The following is a 19,383-nucleotide window of genomic DNA, read 5'->3' as shown; positions in this document are numbered from 1 at the left end:
AAATAATTAAATCAAGTAAGTTCAATAAGCCTATATCCATATCTTTGAATTACTAGCCTTTGGAGAGTGCTTATGGCCCTCTTAGATGTAATAACTAAAATGAAGTACCTCATTGTTTTTATATTATTAAGTGTGAGTTCAACAGTTTTTGGGTTAACTAATGCTGGTACAAAAATAATGAATCAGGCCATCATGACTTATTTTGACTCAACGACGGGTGAGAATATTCGAGTACTTTCGAATATATCCCATATTAAAGTTGAAAAAGTATATGATGTTTCATTATCACCTGATACATCGGGAGATAATAAGACAGAAAAAAATGTTTCACCTGGTTCTATTGTTAGTATTCCTCACACAGTAACTAATACTGGTAATATTAAAGATAGCTATATTATTAATGTTAATAATCTAACTGATGATAATGGGGATCTTACATCACCGAATGCAGACAATATAAAGATATATTTTGATACTAATGGTAATGGTATTCATGATCCAGGCGAACCTGAGCTTAATAAAAATAGCGATGGCAAATATATTATTGATCAACTAAAACCAGGTGAATTTATTAATCTTGTTTATACGGTTGAGATTCCAGCAACAGATAAAAACAATGACTTCTATGATCTTGCTGCTGTTGTTACATCAGTCAATGATCTTTCAGTTGAAAAAACAAGCACGACTAAAATTATCGTGATTGATGGACCTATCGTTAATTTAAACATTGAAAATTCACCTATTTGTCAACAGCAAGTAACATCGCTTTCAGAAATTGATTTTAGAGTAAATTATACCAGTGTTGGTCGCACCAAGCCTGAATCGGCAGCACTGCCGTATAATATTTTTGTTCAATCAGAAGCAGCAGGCTCACAAGTGAAAGTTAGCCATACTGGTGTGTTAATTTCAGTAAAGCTTCCTGCTAATATTTCTTTATTACAAGATAAAGTGATTAATGGCCAGCCTGCTAAAGATCATTCACCAATAACCTTAATTTCTCCTGAATACAATTTTGATGGCGGTGTGGTATTAGTCGGAATTAATAATAATTTTATTTTTGAACAAGATGACCATAATTTAGATTGGTATGAATATAGCTCTTGGGATGGATCAGGTAATGTAGAAAAGGTGGGTTTTTTAGTTAAACCTGATTATATGAAGCCAAATACATCAGGACATTTTACTTATTATGCACAAGTTAATGATGTACGTGGAACCGTACCATTTAAAATATACAGTGAAGCAGAAGTTAACTTATCGTCAACAGCTGAAAATATCTCTAGAAGTGGTGAAGTATGTAATACGTTAGTAGGTAAAGAAGAAGATAATTTAATTGATTTCGAACTTATTGACGATACTGTATTAGACCCAAATAGTGACTTTACTATTTTATACAGTGAGCATAAGCATTTTATTCCAACAAACTTTTATTATCATTCAAGTTCAACTGGGTTTGATTCAAAATTTGATGGTATTCATGCTCAAATTATCCTTCCTCAAGGTAATGAACATGCGTCAACGATTGATATTATTGGCCCAAGTTCTTCTAATTACCCCGTGACATTACGTTCAACGGAAGGTGATTCTTTTTATTGGATTTTTGCTGAAACAGGGCCTAACACTGGTATTTTCAGAAGTGTTATTCCTGTGCATGCGGTATCACCAAAAGATAATTATATTCGCCCTGGGGGTAACCACTGTTTAGAAGATATTGCTATTCCATGGCGTACAGGTGAAATTACTCGTACAGAATTGTTATCGAATATTGATGGTACAATTAACTTTACAGGTTTTGGTCTTAATGGTTCAACTGCCGTAGACTGTGAAATTCAGTCAAATCCAAATGATGAATTAGTGATTGAAGTCTTTGATCCTAACAACAATAACCGAATCATTCTGACAGATTTGGCTTATATAAGCCCTCAATTTGTTGTTTTTGATGCGACCAATTTTAATGGTGTAGAAAATGCGATAGTGAAGTTTTATCAAACAGAAAATAATGTAGCACCGACGGCGAAAATACGAGTGCCTAATGTTGATGGTCTCACTCCTGTTGCTGAAGTGGTATCAGATGTTGATGGTCGTGTGTTATTTCCTAAATTAGCACCCATTGATGGTAATCAATATTATATTTCGGTTGAGCCACCACAGACACATGTATGGCCATCTGCTTATACAACTTTAGCGAATTTTAACATTCACAATGTTATGCCTATGTCATATGGGCCATATGGAAATGAAGATCTTGAAAATTCAGGTTTATTCCCGATAACTGTTAGAGATCGGGTTGATACGTTTGATATACCGCTAGACCCCAAAAGTTTAGATCGTAGATTAACCATTCAAAAAGATGCTGATAAAGATAACGCAGAAATTGGTAGCTTCGTTAAATATTCAGTAACGATTAAAAATAACCTACCAGACAGTCAATTATTTGATGCACAAGTTTTTGATTCAATGCCATATGGTTTTAAATATATGGAAGGCAGTACTCGATTAAATGATCAACCTTATAAAGATCCAGTACGTATTGATACTTATACATATCGTTTTGATATTGGGACATTAAATGGCAGTACACAACCGCCTGAAAATGGTAGCTATAAATTAACCTATGTTTTGCAACTAACAGCAGGTGCTATAGATTCAGATGGTATCAACTCTGTTTATGTTAATGCAGCGACCTTTGGTGGTACTACGGATTCCCGTCTTACTTCTAATATTGATAAATACCAAGTTAAGGTTACCCAAACGGGCGTGATGTCAGAGAGAGGCATTATTTTTGGTAAGGTTTTTGTCGATGCACAGTGTAACGACATTATGAAAAATCAGATGTGGCCTATTGGTGGAGTGAAAATATATTTAGAAACCGGTGATTATGTTATCACTGATGAAAATGGTCAGTATTCAATGTTCGGCGTTAAGGCGGGTAATCATGTCATGAAAGTTGACAAACAAACCCTACCTTTAGGTATTGAATTAGAACCAACAGATACACGTAATGCAGGAAAAGGTGATTCTCGATTTGTTGATATGCGACGTGGTGAAATGCATCGTGCTGATTTTGTCGCGCCATGTCCGGTAGAAAATCAAGAAGCGGTTTATCAAGAATTAAAAGAAAGAAATACAAATATAAATGGTGATTGGTTATTTAAAACAGCAGAGAATTTTAAAGGGTTGCAATATGATGCCAAACCAAAAGCATTAAAAGCAGATGAATTACAAGCTGGCGTTATTAGTGGGCCGTCAACCGCTGCTGACAATGCTTCTCAAACGCCAGCATCTACTTCCTCTTTAACTGTATTTAAAGGTTATGCATTAGAGTCACGTAAAGGTAGTAACGAAGATCTTGCGAGTATGATCACGTTATATCCAAAATCAGTACAAGATGAGGCTTATATTTATCCAAGCACTGATAAATTATCATCCATTCGTTTTGGCTTTAGTGATTCACAAGAAAAGCTTAATGTTTTGAGAACGGCATTATCGCTTTACAAAATTAAAACTGAAATTGTACCAACGGCATACAATAACATTCCGAAAGAAGCTAAGTTTAGAATTGATAATATTCTACAAGATGTTATTCCATTGCCTGAAAGTGAAGCGAAGAATATTACCCGCGCAGAAGCAGAATCAGGGGCATGGTATTGGCCAACCAATGATTATAGCTATGATGGTCGTTTTATTGCCGTTATTCGAGGTGATGTTGAACCAACATTGTATGTTAATGGTAATGCAATCAATGTTGATCAATTAGGCGAGCGTATTATAAATAAACGCGAGAATGCTCAAATTGTTGGTTGGTATGGTATTCCATTAGACGATGGCGATAACGTTGTTGAAATTAAAACAGTTGATCCATTTGGTAACGAGCGTCTTGTTTTAGGAAAAACGTTCTCTCATCCAAAATCTGCAAAACGTATAAGTGTTGTCGCTGATGGTGATGTATTACGTGCTGACGGTGGTCGTTCTGTTATTCCTGTTATTATTAAGTTGTACGATGAAAATAATAATTTGGCACGTGGTACTTACTTTGTAACGCTAGATACAGATCAAGGTGATACTTGGTTAGATCCTGATATTCAAGAGAATGAAACAGGTCATCAGGTTCGTGTCATTAATGGTGAAAAAACCGTTTATTTACGCAGTACTGAAAATACGGGCCAAATTAATATCCAAGCGTCAGTTGAAGACTTCTCTGACAAAATTAAACTTTATCAAATTGCAGCTAAACGTCCATTATTTGTCTCAGGTATTGTAAATTATACCGGACGCTATGGCCGCTTTAGTGGAGAAAGACCACCTGCTCAATTAGACGGTTATGAAAATAAAACCTATAGTCATGACGAAAGAGCCGCCGCCTTTATTAAAGGTAATATTAAAGGTGGTATGCATTTAACGTTAAGTTATGACAGTGACAAGTCTGATGAAGAATTTTATCGCGAAATATCACCAGACAGCTATTACCCAATTCCAGGTGATGCAAGTATTAAAGGTTATGATGCTCGTAGTACCAGTAAGCTCTATGTGAAACTTGAAAAAGAACGCCATTTTGCAATGTGGGGTGATTATAGTACCGCAGATGGAACTGATGAGTCTGATATTGGACGTACAAGTCAGATCCTTAATGGCTTCAATAGTATGTATAACGATGGGAAAATTACCGCACAATTATATGGTGCACGTCCTGAAGATTTACATAAAGTGATTGAGTTTAATGGTAACGGTACTGCAATGTTTTATAGTATCGGGGACACACGCATTGTGCGTCATTCTGATACGGTAACTTTGGTTACGTATGACAGAGATAATACAGGTCTTGTTCTAAATCAGCAGCTATTAACCCGTTATATTGACTATACTATTGACTATTTTTCGGGCGATATACGATTTAATCGTGTTATTCCAAGTTACGATTCTAATCTCAATCCTATCAAAGTGAGAGTCGCCTATGATGTGGATGGTGATGGTGATGCTTATACCGTTGCAGGTGCAAGACTCTCTTATTTATTCACCCCTTATTTACTTGCCGGTTTGAGCTACGAATATAACGACAATGATGTTGAAGGTTATGACATTGGTAGCCTTTGGGTTAACTATGATTTTGATAATAAAACGCAAATAACAGCTTCTGTTGCGAGTATGTCCCATAAGGGGGATGAAAGTGCCAGTACGTTAACTACTGACACTCAGGAAAAACTTAAAAATGGTATGGCATATAAACTTAGACTTAATCGTGATTGGCACGCTCAAGCAGCGACTGAACTTGAATATGTTTATGCAGAAGAAGGGTTTACTAATTCTACTGGTGGTGTAACGCCAGCTCGTCAAGAGCTTCGTCTTCGCCATCGTCAGAAGTTAACAGGGTTAATGAACCTAAACATTGAAGCCAGTCATTCTGAATCTCTAGCGCATAAAGAAAAGCAACAGTCTATTGGGGCAACCGTAGATAGCAAGATTTTGGGCTCTCAATGGGTAACACGTTTAGGCTCTCGTTATATTAAAAATGAAACCGAAACAGATTCAGAAGAATATACCACCGCAATTGTGGGGCTGGGTCGTACATTTAGTTTGTGGGGACGTCCTGGTCGGTTAGACACTGAATATGAGCAGAGTTTTGGTCATGATAGTAAGCGTCGTTTTAATGTAAAAGCAGATTGGAAAGTACATAAGCAAGCCAGCATATATACCCAATATGAGTATATTGATTCTTTAGACGGCATTAGTAATTTAGGCAGTGGTTCAACAAGCTTATTTACGGCTGGTATCGATGTTGATTGGCTCCATGGTGGTAGTACGTTTAATGAGTTTAGACAACGTGGTGCATCAGATGGTCGTAGCCTTGAGCTAGCTAATGGTTATCGTGGCCGGTTTGAAGTAATTCCCGGTATCAGTGTTGATCCTGCAATTGAATATGTTGAAGTTATTGAAGGCGAAGGAACCTCTGGTGTCGCGGTGTCATTAGGTTTAGCTGATGTACGTAATCCTAATTATAAAACCACGGGCCGTATAGAATATCGTCACGGTGATACTGAAGATTATTATGGCATTTTGGGCGCCTGGGTCACGCGCTTGAGTCAAGATTGGAGTGGGCTTGTACGTGAAGAATACCGCTATATTGATAAAGAAAATGCACAAAACACATGGAGTAATCATTTCAGTTTAGGCTTTGCATATCGCCCTAGATTAAGCAATCGTTACCATATGTTAGGTGCTTATGAGTGGAAAACAGAGCGTAATGACAGCACACGTACAGCACATATTTTATCTACCCACCAGAATTATCAACTATCGCCAGATTGGACAATATCAGGACGTGTTGGGCTGAAGTGGGAGGATTTCACTGAATATGAGCAAGACTATGATTCTGTAGCAACAATTATTGATGGCCGCGTAATTTATTATATTAACCGTCGTTGGGACCTTGATGTGCATGGTGGCATGTTAGGCACTGATTGGTTTGATAGTCGCCGTTATTCTTTCGGTGTCGGTTTAAACTATCTTGTTATGAAAAATCTACGTGCAGGTATTGGTTATAACGTAATAGGTTTTGATGATGATGACCTCGACCCACAAGGTTATAACTTACAAGGTTTTTATTTTGAAATGATGTTTAAGCTTGATGAAGACTTATTTGGTTGGTTAAGCGAATAGTGGTGAGGAATGTAATCATGAAATTATTAACAACTTCTTTATTATTTTTAAGTGTAGGGATTTCAGGCTGTGTTTCTAATGAAGCTATTTATGCCGACTATGGTGATCTTGCTTGTAGCAGTACAACAACTGTTCTTGAAGGACATTATTGGCCGACCGTTGTCAATTTTGATTTTGATAAAAAATTGCTAGATGCACAACAACAACATGCATTAGATCAAGCTGTAAAATTATTGAAATCTAATCCTAGATTAAATATTGCTATTATTGGTTCTGCTGATAATTCAGGGAAAGCAGAATATAACGACCAATTAGCAAAAGCACGCGCTGACGTTGTTGCAAATTATTTACAACGCCAAGGGCTTGCTGTACACCGTATCGTGACATTAGCTTCTGGTTCAAGAGAGCCGTTTATTGTTTCGAATAATAAAACAAACAATCGAGTAAATCGCCGCACACAACTTATTTTATTAGGTGACGATTTCAATCCGGTTAGTATGCAATACAACTCAGTGGCTAGTCATTCTAGCGCACAATAGGGAAGGGGGAGCTTCATATGAATGTCTTCAAGGGAATCGCCAAAATAGGTATAACCGTTGTTGCTAGTGCCAGCTTCGCTGTAATGGCCTTAACTGAATCTGGTACAGTGATTAAAAATCAAGCTGGTGCTACGTATCGAGATAGTGCCAATATTTTACGTAGCACAACATCCAATTTAGTTGAAACCCTTGTTCAACCTGTTGCAGCACTGACATTGATTAATGATCAATCGAAGTTAGGTGCTCCTGGTCGAACGGTGACATTCAATCATGTATTAACGAATACTGGTAATAATACTGATTCTTTTGTACTTGATGTTGTGATGCCAGCTTCTGTTATTAGTGCTGCAACTATTTATCCTGATGAAAATAACGACGGTGTTGCTGATCCTGGTTCATCACCAATAGCTTCAGGTTCTGTAATTGGTCCTCTAGCAGCAGGTGAAAGTTTTGAATTTGTTATTGTGGCTGATATTGATGCTGCTGCGACAATTAATTCATCGGATGCGCTAACAGTGACAGCAACCAGCCAAGCGGTAAGTGTTGATGGTATTTCTGTGGCAAATGGTGGAGTGGGAACACAGACCAATACTGATACTGTAACAGCAACCAATTTACCGATTGTTGAAATTTCGAAAGCATTAAGTGCCAATGTTGGTGCGTCACCAAGCGGCCCGCATACGGTAACATTTACATACACGAATGTTGGTCTTACAGATATGGATCCGTTACAGACGAATGGCGTAATTTTAAATGATGTTTTGCCTGAAGGGATGCGATTTAATGGTGCGGTATCTTGGAGTTTATCAGGAACAACAATAACGGCTTCAGGTATCACAACTGGTGGCAGTGAAACGACTGGTGATCAAGATTTAGCATTTACAACCTGTATTGCCCCTAATGCATCTTGTCCTGATAATGATGAAATTCAATTTGTAATGGATGGTTTAGCGGCTGATGAATCAGCGACGATAACATTTGAAGTTAATATCGATTCAGGCCTTTCTGCAACAACATTGTATAACCAAGGTATTTATGGTTTTGATGAAGATAATAACGGTACTGTTGATACAGGTGAGTTAGATTCAACCAATACTAATAGAGTGCCATTTCTAATTACGTCTAATTATGCGGTTATTGCTAATAATGGTGGCTGTGATGTTGGTACCGATAATAATTGTGATGCACTTGATGACACTAATCATGAGATTGTTGAGATAGCATCCGCCTCGCAAGGTGCTCGTGTTAGTTTTACCAATTACATCTGGAATACGGGTAATGATGAAGATATTTTTAATGTCACTATTGAATCTTCCACATTTCCAAGTGGTACTAGCTTCTTCTTATATAAAAGTGATGGTGTAACACCATTAATAGATACTGATAATGACAGTAATCCAGATACAGGCGTTATTCCTGCAGCAGGCGAAACCTGTCCATCATACTTAGTGACTGACAGTAATGGAGTGTGTGGATATAAAGTCATATTGATTGCAACCCTTCCTGCTTCAGCTATAGGTGGACCATACCAGACGGTTAAACGTGCAAGATCGTCAAACGATACCTCGAAAACAAATACTGTTATTGACCGTTTGGGAGAAATAGTCGTGAGTACCGTTGATTTAACTAATAATGTGAGAGCAGAAACGGGGCTAACAGTTGAAGATAGCTGTGATGCCGTTGACGATAATTGTGGTTATGGTGCAGGTCCTGAAGCTGCGGCTGTTACAACAAATACTGCGTTACCTGGTGCAACCACTCGGTTTACTTTATACGTAACTAATAAGTCAGATGCAGCTGAAAGTTATGAGTTGCAATACAGTGGCTCAAATTTTGCGGTCAATACCATGCCAGCAGATTGGACTGTTGTGTTTAAAAATGCTGAGAATGAAGTCATTACCAATATTCCAGTATTAGGTCCTGATGATGCGGTCGTTGTTTATGCCGATGTAACCGTTCCTGCAGACGCAGAATCTATCACTCAAGATATTTATTTTAAAGTCTTTTCCCCAACAACTGGCGCAGAAGACATTAAACATGACGCTGTGACTGTTGATAATAATAATCAATGTTTAGCCTTTGGTCCTCCAAATTCAAATGGTGTAACGTTTGCTGGCGGAAGCATTGTTTATAAACATATTTTAAATAATAACACCAATGATGAATTCTTAAATATTCTGCTGACTGTGGCGAATTCAGGTGCTGGTTTTTCTACAGTTATTTATGAAGATACTGATAGCGATAATATACTGACAGGGTCTGATAATGCGATAACGTCAGTGGCTTCTCTTGCTGGTGGCGCACAGAAAGTATTATTTATAAAGGTCTTTGTGCCTGCAAATACACCACAGGGAACGGATAATATTACGACTGTCGAAACCACGGTAAGTTGTGGCACATTGCAGATTATTGATACCACCACAGTTGCAAATACAAATATGAAGGTAACGAAAGAACAAACACCAGATTTAGATTGTAATGGTGTATCAGATTCGGGTGTTTATGTGACCACCAATTTTGCTATTGCACCTGGCCAATGCATTATGTATCGATTAACAACAGAGAATATTGCAATTGAAGAGGCACGTAACGTGACCTTAACCGATGCCACACCCGCTTATACAACATTTAATGTAGCAGGGTCTTTACCGAGTATTTCAAAGGGCTCAATTAATACGATTGCTAATGGTTCTACGGGATCAATTATAGGAACAATCGGAAGTGTCGCCCCTGGTGAGTCTGAAGAACTTATCTTTAGTGTTCGTATTGATAACTAGTTATCGTTTACTTGTGACGGTAATACTTGCTTGATGTTATATCAAGCAAGTTTTTTTTATCATAAAACAATAAAAGCCCAATATAGTTATTGGGCTTTTATTATAATACGTTAAGAGTAACTTACTCTCCGTTTTTAAGAATATCTTTAGCTCGATGATTACCATTTTTAGCTGATTCTATTAGCCAGTATTCCGCTTGTTCCATAGAGATGTCTACACCATCGCCATTTATATAAATACTGGCTAAATTATACATTGCTCTATTATTTCCTTGAGCAGCTGAACGTTTATACCAATAAATAGCTTTATCAAAATTTTGTTCGATAAGATCACCTTGATCATATAATTTTGCTAATTCAAAACTGGCAGAAGGGTATCCATTTTTATCTGCCGATTTTAATTGCTCTATTGCAATATTAATATCATTTTCAATAAGAGATAAATTTTCCAAACTTAATGTAGCCAAATCAAATAAGGCTTTAGGATTATTTTGCTTTGCTGCAATATTAAGATGTTTAAAACTCTTTTCTGTATCGATTTCGATGTCATAGAGTCCTCGGCGATAGATGTCACCTAATACCAAATGAGAATAAGGATGATCTTTTTTAGCTGAGTTATGTAATAAATTAATCGCTTGTTGTGTATTTTTATTTAATTCTAGATATGAAATGGCTAATAAATAATTTGAATATTCATTATTGGCATTATCGTTTTTATTTAAAATATCAATTACATCCTGATGTCTTTCTTGTATGAAATATAAATAACCTAATGAGTAAGATGATGGAGCATGTTGATTTTTAATATTAATTAGTAAGTTTGATTCAGCATTAGCATAGTCAGTTTTGCCACCTCTGCCATCTATTAGCATTAGTGAATAATAATAACGAGCAAGGAGATGATTTTTCTCTATTGCTTTTTTATACAGTGATCGTGCTTTTTGTTCTGATTTTGTGACTAATTCACCTTCTTCGAACAATGCGGCTAAATAAATCATCGCATCAGGATCATCTTCTGCCATAAATTCTATTTTTTTTATTTCATTCTTTTTCTCAGATTTAGATGTTTCTGCATTTTCAATCTTTAATATTGATTGAGATAATGGTGAGAGTGTTTGTAGTGCTTTATTTTTTGACATTGATGTTGGTTTGTTTAATTCAGGCTCGTTTGTTAAATTTGAATCATTGCTTTCAGCACTACAACCACAAAGTATTATTAAACTTGAGACTATCATTTTTTTCATTATTGCTTTCTCCTATCCCTGTACTATTGTTAATTTTAGAACATAACTTAAAGGGATGTATTATGCGTTCAATCTTTATTTTTATATTAACAATGTTATTAACATCATGTGCTTCTAGTAATTTAACTTCATCATGGGTTGATCAAAATTATGCAAATTTTCCTATCAAAAGTTCATTAGTAGTTGCGATGTCGGATAATTTACGTGTGAGACGAATATTTGAAGATGATATGGTTAAAGAATTACAAAAGAAGGGAGTTAATGCTGTATCGAGTTCTCAAATATACCCTAATAAATTACCATCAAAAGCGGATTTATCGAGTTATATTCAGAAAAATGGCACCCAAACAGTTTTTGTCGCGAAGTTAGTTAACATCGAAGATAAAAATATTCGTTACCCAGGAAATGGTTATGGAGGATATAGCAGCGGTTTATCATTCCATAATTACTATAATAGTTCGTATAGCTATATTTATGATGACAGTTATACGGTTTCTTATGAGTTTGTGAATGTTGAATTTACCTTGTTTGATACAAAAAGCCATAAGCCTATTTGGTCAACATCATCAGAGTCTGTTGATCCTAATAACATGAACGATATTATTTCAGAATTAACACATATTCTAATTGAAAACCTACAAGATAATGGGGTTGTAAGATAACTTAATAAACATATTATCTTTTTTGTTTAAGCCTTACGGTAACGTAGGGCTTTTTTTGTTCATAATGATAACGGAATTTAACTTTTGTATGATGAAATATTACACGTTCAAATGAATACTCTGTTGGTATAGTGGTATTTGTACTACGAATTGATGTAAATCAAATAATGACGATGATAGTTACATTATCATGCAAAAGAATTTCGGAATGAGATGAGGTCTGGTGGCCTTCTCGGTCTTCAAAACCGATGTGAGCTGTATAAGCTTTGGTAGGTTCAATTCCTGCCTCTTCCGCCATTTTTCGCGCGTTTAAATGGTTCCTTTGACACTCGTTACTTTGCCTATTTGGGCTAGGGTATGAGTGCTGTTGTCTGCAATTCAGCCAAGGAACTTATCGTGACGACAATAACATCGCCAGCTCTACCTTCTGCATCACTCGCTCCAACAATCAACTACCGTTTACCTCAAATTGAACAACTTCTTCAGCATTCAGATTTAACTGATTATGTGCGCTTATTAAGTCGCCCAGTTGTAACTAATACACTGCGTCAACTGTTTGCATCTATCCGTCAGCACCCTGATTTTAAAACTCAAGGTGTTAATGATCTCGATATTATGGCCTTAGTGCTTGATAGTTGCCGTCAGTTATATCGTCGTCGCCAACAACGAGTAATGAATGCTACCGGTATAGCAGTGCACACCAATCTTGGACGTTCTCCAATTAACGAACAAATTTGGGACAGCGTGAAAGCGGTTAATACGGGGTATAACAACCTTGAGTTGAAATTAGCTGATGGTAAGCGTGGTGATCGTAATGGTTTATTACCGACCTTGATCCAGAGCTGGATTGGTGCTGAAGATTGTGTAGTTGTAAACAATAATGCTGCGTCAGTTTACTTAGTGCTGCATGCGTTGGCTGCGGGTAAAGAAGTGATTGTTTCTCGCGGTGAGCAAGTTCAAATTGGCGGGGGTTTTCGTATCCCTGATATTCTAGCCCTTTCTGGTTGTAAGTTAGTTGAAGTTGGCACCACCAATATCACCACCAGTGATGACTATATTAATGCGATCACTGAAAATACTGCGATGGTCTTAATGGTACATCAGTCTAATTTCTCCATGCAGGGGTTTACTGAATCGCCAGATATTCAGGATGTGGCTGAACGTTTACCTGAGCATGTTTCATTAGTGATCGATCAAGGCTCTGGATTATCGTCTGAACAATATGCCCAAAGTGAAGTCTCATTACCACGTTATTTGCAGATGGGCGTTGATTTAGTCTGTTTCTCTGGTGATAAAATCATTGGTGGACCGCAGGCGGGTATCATTGCTGGGTGTCCAAAACTTTGCCAACAATTAGCTAAAAACCCCATGATGCGTACTTTCCGTCCGGGACGAATTGTCCTATCCATGCTTGAGCAGTTATTAGTCCAGAAACTTAACCGTGATCCTGCTGCTTTTGGTGTCGCACAGCAGGCGTTAGATCGCGCTAAAGTGAGTCAATCATTGGCTCAACAATGGGCGCTACGCTGGAAATCTTATGCTCAGGCTGTTCCTCTGGTGATGCAAGTCGGTGGCGGTGCCATTCCTAGTGAAACCTATCCTTGTTATGGTCTTAAACTTACCTTACCGGGTAAAGCACAACTGCATTTAGATGCGCTACGTGAGTTACCGATCCCGATTATTGGTTATGTTAATAGTAATCAGTTGCTATTAAATGTCGCGACCTTATTAGATAGCGATCATACCGACTTTATTGCTCAACTTGACGGTTATATTCAATCTTATACAAATACTGAGGCTAAATAATGGCGGTAATATCGACACAATATCAAGCCGTAGTTGGTCTTGCTGGGCATGTTGACCATGGTAAAACTGCGTTGATTGAAGCGTTAACAGGCATGATCACCGCCCGTCCTCATGAGCAGCAATTAGGCATGACCCAAGATTTAGGCTTTGCGCATTTTCAAGATGATCATGGCAATACTATTGGTGTGGTTGATGTACCAGGACATGAACGTTATTTGCGTAATATGGTCGCGGGCGTATGGCATTTAAATGTGTTGTTATTAGTGGTAGCGGCCGATGAAGGTTGGATGCCAATGACCACTTCACACCTTGATGTTGCACATGCGATGGGGATTGAAGATATTGTTGTTTGTATTAATAAACGCGATAAAGTCAATGCAGAGCAATTAGCTGAAATAGAAGACCAAGTGTTAGAACAAGTCATGGAACGTAGCGGGTTGTTACCTGAAATTGTGACTGTTTCTGCATTAAAGAAAGATAACATTGAAGCGCTGCGCCAACTTTTAATTGATACCGTACAGGTCAACATTGCACGTCATAAAGTTATCGCGCCAGCAAACAGTGATGATATTGCAGTGCTTGAGCCTGCGACAGATCCTCTGATGTATATTGATCGGGTGTTTGTTGTTAACGGAATTGGTACGGTGCTAACGGGCACACTTGCACAAGGGCAATTAGCGATTGGCGATAAAGTACGGTGTCATCCATCAAACCTTGTTGGGACAGTGCGATCAATTCAGGCTTATCACCAGCAATTAACCTCAGTTTCAGCAACATGCCGTGTCGCGGTGAATGTTAAAGGGGTTGGCCGTAAGGATATTGGTAGAGGGCAGTTGATTACCGGTATCAATCAACACATCACCTTGCGTGATCAATGTATTGTACGATTAACTAAAACAGCGACAAAGTTAAAAGTTAAAAAACAACGCCAAGTGGAAGTGGCGATGGGAACATGGCACGGAACAGCACGTCTGAGCTATATCCCCAATACTGAGCTAGCTCGATTAGTGTTTGAAAAACCAATGCCATTATTATTTGGTCAACGATTGGCGATGATCCAAAAAGGTGGCAGTGGTTTACAGCATGGCGCAGAAGTGGTGTGGACTGATTATATTTTTGGTTATCAAAAACGCCGTCTATATGACGTGCTAAATAATTTACCGCATCAATTACAGCCAGAGTCACAACGACAGATGTTGTTAGTGCTACAAGGTTATTTTGAATGTCATGACGTTGATTTTAAACCAACGGAACAACAAACATTTATTGCACCATTTTGTTTTGACAACCAATGGCTAACAGATATATCGCAACAAGTTGAAACATTACTGGGTGGCGGTATCTCTATGGCTTCGACGGAATTATGCAGTCGGTTACGGATCAATGACGCCGTGATTGAACTGATCATGCAGCGTTTAAAGCTACAACAGAAAGTGCATTTAAGTTACGGTAAATGGTGTGTTGGACAAGGTGATAATGAAGATGATTTACCTCAAGATGCGCTTAATATTCTGCATCAAATTCGTCAGTTTGGCAAAGCTGGGCTTGAGTTAAATAAAGTCAAAATTGTCGGTGGTAAAAAGTGGTTACGTCAATTAAGCCATCAAAAATACATTACCGCGCTTGATGAAAATATTTATTTTGATATGGGGGTATATTTAGATCTTGTGAAAGCGGTAATTGCAGATCATCAACCCCATGATCGTATTACCATGACGGATATTAAAGATCGTACCGATCTCAGTCGTAAATATTCTATTCCGCTAGCGAACCGAATGGAAAAAGATGGTTGGGTTAAACGTGATGATGATGAGCGCATTATTTTAAAAGCATGGCATTAACAGATAACGGTAAATATAGGCTAGCAAGCAACGTTGTTAATACCATGCAGCATCCTATCTAGAGTATCAATAAAGGCCCTTTACTTATGTGAAATATAGGTAGAGGGCTTTTTCGTATGGTACTTTTTCTGATATAGACGCCGCTCTTTAAGATGATGGTTCGACACTCGACTGTCGAAGCGTGTCGACATGGCTGTGTCGAAGTTACCGCTGACGGCACCACAATCAATATATTGTTATCTAAGAAAGTATTTTTTTACCATTATGTATTTTTAAGCTTTTGATATTATAGTTATTATTTAAATTATACTTGTGTGGCATATTTCTTGCTTTAATAGGTTTTTTTGCGATTGACTAGGTAGACAATGAAAAGCTTTGTAATTGCAGATCCTGAGAAGTGTATTGGTTGTGGCACCTGCATGGCAGCTTGTTCGACAGTACATAAACAACAAGGACTGCAAAGCCATCCCCGCCTAACCGTGGTTAAACTTGATGATGCCACAGCGCCTGTGATGTGTCGTCATTGTGAAGATGCACCTTGTGCCACAGTATGTCCAGTACAAGCGATCACCAAGCAACAAGATCGTGTCATGCTTAATGAAACCTTGTGTGTTGGTTGTACTTTATGTGCTGTTGCTTGTCCTTTTGGTGCAATCGCATTTGATGGTAGTCGACCTGTTGCGATGGCAAATAGCTACGATACTTATATCCCTTCCACTATCCGTTCAAGTAATCCTTCAACTTCTATTCCAAGTACATTTGGTCAAGATATTCTTGCTTGGGAACCAGGAGTAAAAAGCATTGCGGTTAAATGTGATTTGTGTGGTTTTCGAGAACAAGGACCCGCGTGTGCTGAAGTGTGTCCAACGCAAGCGATAATCCTGATTGATGAAGCAAGTATCGCGAAAACACGTGATATTAAACGTGTGTGCGCGGCAGATAGTTCAGCGTCAGCCAAAGGTGGAGCAGTAACACGATGAGCCCATTAGTTTTAGTTTGTTTTGCTTTAATTAGTTATGCCGTGGCTGCGATTTTATCGTATCAGGGGCGTAAACATGAGCAAGAAAGTTTACGTATTGCTGGAGTAATCAGTGCATTTGGTGGATTGTTTGGCATCATTGCAGGGGTAAGCACGATTGTTTCGGGTTTCGATACAGCGGATGCGACGGCGGCGATCAGTCATTGGTTTAGTATGGATATGCTATCAGCACTAATGGTGGTGGTCATTTCAGTCGTAACCATGGCAGCTTCAGTTTATTCAATTAACTATTTAGAAGAATACTACGGCAAAGGTGGTTGGAAGGTTAATGTCCTGTTCAATATTTTTGCCGCAGCGATGACAGCGCTTGTGGTGTCAGCCAATGTAATGGTCTTTATTGTATTTATGGAGATCATTTCACTGGCTTCTTGGTTAATTATTACTAGTGATGGTAGTGCGACAAGTAAAAAAGCAGGCTTGCAATATTTTATTGCTGATCATGCAGCCAGTTTTTTAGTTGTAGTGGCATTTATGATCGTTGCTTCTCATGCCGATAGTTATCAGTTTAGTGCCATCATGCATAACCCTGTTACTGGAGCAACGGCATCTCTAGTGTTCTTATTAGCCTTAGTTGGTTTTGGTATTAAAGCGGCTGGTATTGGCTTACATGGCTGGTTACCTAAAGCTTATCCGATTGCACCGTCATACTGCTCAACCTTGATTTCTTGTGTGATGGTTAAGATTGGTATTTACGGTATTTTGAAGTTTGCGATTTTATTTCTTGGCGCAACCCAATTATGGTGGGGCTTCTTGGTGTTAATCTTTGGTGCAGTGTCTTCTGTGCTTGGCGTAATGTACGCACTAGCAGAACACGATATCAAACGATTGTTGGCATACCATACTATTGAAAATATCGGCATCATTTTAATTGGTGTGGGTGTGAGTATGATTGGTATTGCTTCACATCATCCAGTATTAGCATTGCTTGGTCTTCTTGGTGGTCTATATCATTTATTAAACCACGCAGTGTTCAAAGGCCTGTTATGTTTAGGCTCTGGTTCAATTGTATTTCGTATGCATACCAAAGAAATGGATGACATGGGTGGTTTGGCGAAAACAATGCCTAAAACAGCCGCAGCATTTTTGATTGGTACGTTAGCAATTTGTGCATTGCCGCCATTAAATGGTTTTGTTTCAGAATGGTTTATTTACCAATCGCTATTTAGCATGGGTAAAGTTGGCACAGTTGCAAACCTCGTCTTTGGTCCATTTGGTATGGTAATGCTTGCGTTTACGGGCGCATTAGCATGTATGTGTTTTGTGAAGGTATACGGTATTTGTTTTACTGGCGCACCTAAAACAGAACGCGCAGCCAATACTCGAGAAGTGGGTCCTGCAATGATCACCGCAACCACATCACTGGCAATATTGTGTGTGGTATTAGGCGTGTGTGCACCATGGATAGTACCTTACTTCTCATCAATTGCTTCATCAATGTTAAATATGGCACCATTAGCGGTTGCTCATGGTTTAACGGTATATCCTGCGGTTGCTGATCAAGCGATCCTTTCAACACCTGTCATCGCCATTGCACTGGCACTATTAACTTTAGTACCTGCTGCGTTACTTTATGCTTTCCGTCAACGTCGTCTTGCTCGTCGTCATCAAGGTGATCCTTGGGCGTGTGGTTACCAATACGAACAACGTATGACGGTTTCTGCTGCAAGTATTACCCGTCCGATGCGTAATATGTTTGGTTTTATTTATAACAACCGCCAAGCATCATTGACTGAGCGTTTTGTATTGCCTCATTTAAGTGAAGGTGGTGAAAATCCAACACTCGATAGTCGTAAAGTGTGTCGCTTCTGCGTTATTGCGGTGGTGATTGTGGTGTTGTTTGTTCCTCTCATTTCAGGAGTTAGTCTCTAATGTCCCCACTTGAAATGCCAACAGCGGGTTGGATTGTTTTAGCGATTGTCCAAGCTATTTTAATGCTGATGTTAGCGCCACTGGCAACGGGTTTTTCTCGCGTTATTCGCGCTAAAATTCATTCGCGTCAAGGGCCTGGTGTATTACAAGATTACCGTGATATTGCCAAATTATTGCGTCGCCAATCGGTAGCACCTGCAAACTCTGGTTTTATTTTTTGGATAATGCCATGGGTACTTGTAGTGACAATGCTATTAATTGGCATGGCACTGCCTACCGTTACTCAAGTGTCACCGTTTCCAATTTCGGGTGACATTATTACCGATATTTACTTGTTAGCGATTTTCCGTTTCTTCTTCGCATTATCAGGTATCGATTCAAACAGTATGTTTGCAGGTATCGGTAGTAGCCGTGAATTGACGTTGGGTATCTTAGTTGAGCCAATTCTAATTCTTGCAATTGTCGTGGTTGCGTTAAGTGTTGGTACCACTGACTTAGGTTATATCAGCCACGCGTTAGCGAATAACCATTGGCAGCATCCATTAACCGTTATTCTTGCAGGTCTTGTATGTGCGTTTGCATTGTTTATCGAAATGGGCAAAGTACCGTTTGACAGTGCAGAAGCAGAGCAAGAGCTTCAAGAAGGTCCAGTAACAGAATACTCAGGTTCTGCATTGGCGATGGTGAAATTGGGTTTAGGTTTAAAACAACTTGTTGTTGCACAGTTATTCCTTGCGATTTTCATTCCTTGGGGTAAAGCAAGCAGCTTAAGTTTTGGTGGCTTATTTTCAGCTTCCATCATTTTGTTGATTAAATTGTTTGTGGTGTTCTTGATTGCTGGTTTAGTTGAAAACACCATGGCACGTGTACGTTTTACTCAAATTCACTGTACGATTTTCCCTGCGTTTTTAGTGGCTGTATTGGCACTGATATTTTTAATTTTTGGTTGGTAA

Annotated in this window: 10 protein-coding genes and 1 tRNA gene; 10 read left to right on the top strand and 1 reads right to left on the bottom strand. The window is 38.5% G+C overall.

Going from position 1 to position 19,383, the window contains the following annotated elements; all coding sequences use genetic code 11:
- The first annotated feature begins 72 nt into the window (after positions 1 to 72).
- From Q0V26_RS05640 to Q0V26_RS05630, 3 genes are read left to right on the top strand one after another with little or no spacing between them, the layout of a single operon-like run.
- Positions 73 to 6,654: a hypothetical protein gene (locus Q0V26_RS05640; protein ID WP_297479026.1), complete on the top strand. Its 6,582-nt coding sequence runs from the start codon at positions 73 to 75 to the stop codon at positions 6,652 to 6,654.
- Between the two features lie 17 nt (positions 6,655 to 6,671).
- Complete coding sequence (locus Q0V26_RS05635) at positions 6,672 to 7,193, top strand: OmpA family protein (protein ID WP_297479023.1); 522 nt, start codon at positions 6,672 to 6,674, stop codon at positions 7,191 to 7,193.
- A 17-nt stretch (positions 7,194 to 7,210) separates the two neighbouring features.
- The gene (locus Q0V26_RS05630) at positions 7,211 to 9,970 is read left to right on the top strand and encodes a hypothetical protein (protein ID WP_297479020.1); all 2,760 of its coding nucleotides are present in this window, start codon (positions 7,211 to 7,213) and stop codon (positions 9,968 to 9,970) included.
- A gap of 121 nt (positions 9,971 to 10,091) precedes the next feature.
- On the opposite strand, the gene Q0V26_RS05625 is transcribed toward Q0V26_RS05630, so the two are convergent.
- Entirely contained in the window at positions 10,092 to 11,213 is a 1,122-nt protein-coding gene (locus Q0V26_RS05625) for an SEL1-like repeat protein (protein WP_297479018.1), read from the bottom strand.
- Positions 11,214 to 11,275: 62 nt separating this feature from the next.
- On the opposite strand from Q0V26_RS05625, the gene Q0V26_RS05620 reads away from it, so the two are divergent.
- From Q0V26_RS05620 to Q0V26_RS05590, 7 genes are all read left to right on the top strand, one after another.
- Entirely contained in the window at positions 11,276 to 11,875 is a 600-nt protein-coding gene (locus tag Q0V26_RS05620; RefSeq protein WP_297479015.1) for a hypothetical protein, read from the top strand.
- A 205-nt stretch (positions 11,876 to 12,080) separates the two neighbouring features.
- Positions 12,081 to 12,172 (top strand) — tRNA-Sec (locus Q0V26_RS05615).
- Between the two features lie 99 nt (positions 12,173 to 12,271).
- On the top strand, positions 12,272 to 13,681 hold the full coding sequence (gene selA / locus Q0V26_RS05610) for an L-seryl-tRNA(Sec) selenium transferase (protein ID WP_297479012.1): 1,410 nt from the start codon (positions 12,272 to 12,274) through the stop codon (positions 13,679 to 13,681).
- Positions 13,681 to 15,522 carry a selenocysteine-specific translation elongation factor gene (gene selB, locus Q0V26_RS05605; RefSeq protein ID WP_297479009.1) on the top strand — a complete coding sequence of 614 codons (1,842 nt, stop codon included), beginning with the start codon at positions 13,681 to 13,683 and terminating at the stop codon, positions 15,520 to 15,522. The genes selA and selB overlap by 1 nt, the downstream gene beginning before the upstream one ends.
- 365 nt (positions 15,523 to 15,887) lie before the next feature.
- Positions 15,888 to 16,502, top strand: a complete 615-nt coding sequence (locus tag Q0V26_RS05600; RefSeq protein WP_297479004.1) for a 4Fe-4S dicluster domain-containing protein — start codon at positions 15,888 to 15,890, stop codon at positions 16,500 to 16,502.
- Positions 16,499 to 18,430, top strand: a complete 1,932-nt coding sequence (locus Q0V26_RS05595; RefSeq protein WP_297479001.1) for a proton-conducting transporter membrane subunit — start codon at positions 16,499 to 16,501, stop codon at positions 18,428 to 18,430. Before Q0V26_RS05600 ends, Q0V26_RS05595 begins: the two co-directional genes overlap by 4 nt.
- Positions 18,430 to 19,383 carry a respiratory chain complex I subunit 1 family protein gene (locus Q0V26_RS05590; protein WP_297478998.1) on the top strand — a complete coding sequence of 318 codons (954 nt, stop codon included), beginning with the start codon at positions 18,430 to 18,432 and terminating at the stop codon, positions 19,381 to 19,383. Before Q0V26_RS05595 ends, Q0V26_RS05590 begins: the two co-directional genes overlap by 1 nt.

This window comes from uncultured Photobacterium sp. (genome assembly GCF_947039875.1).
Classification (GTDB): domain Bacteria; phylum Pseudomonadota; class Gammaproteobacteria; order Enterobacterales; family Vibrionaceae; genus Photobacterium.
Note: the sequence above shows the minus strand (reverse complement) of the source record. Positions and strands in the feature narration are given on the sequence as shown.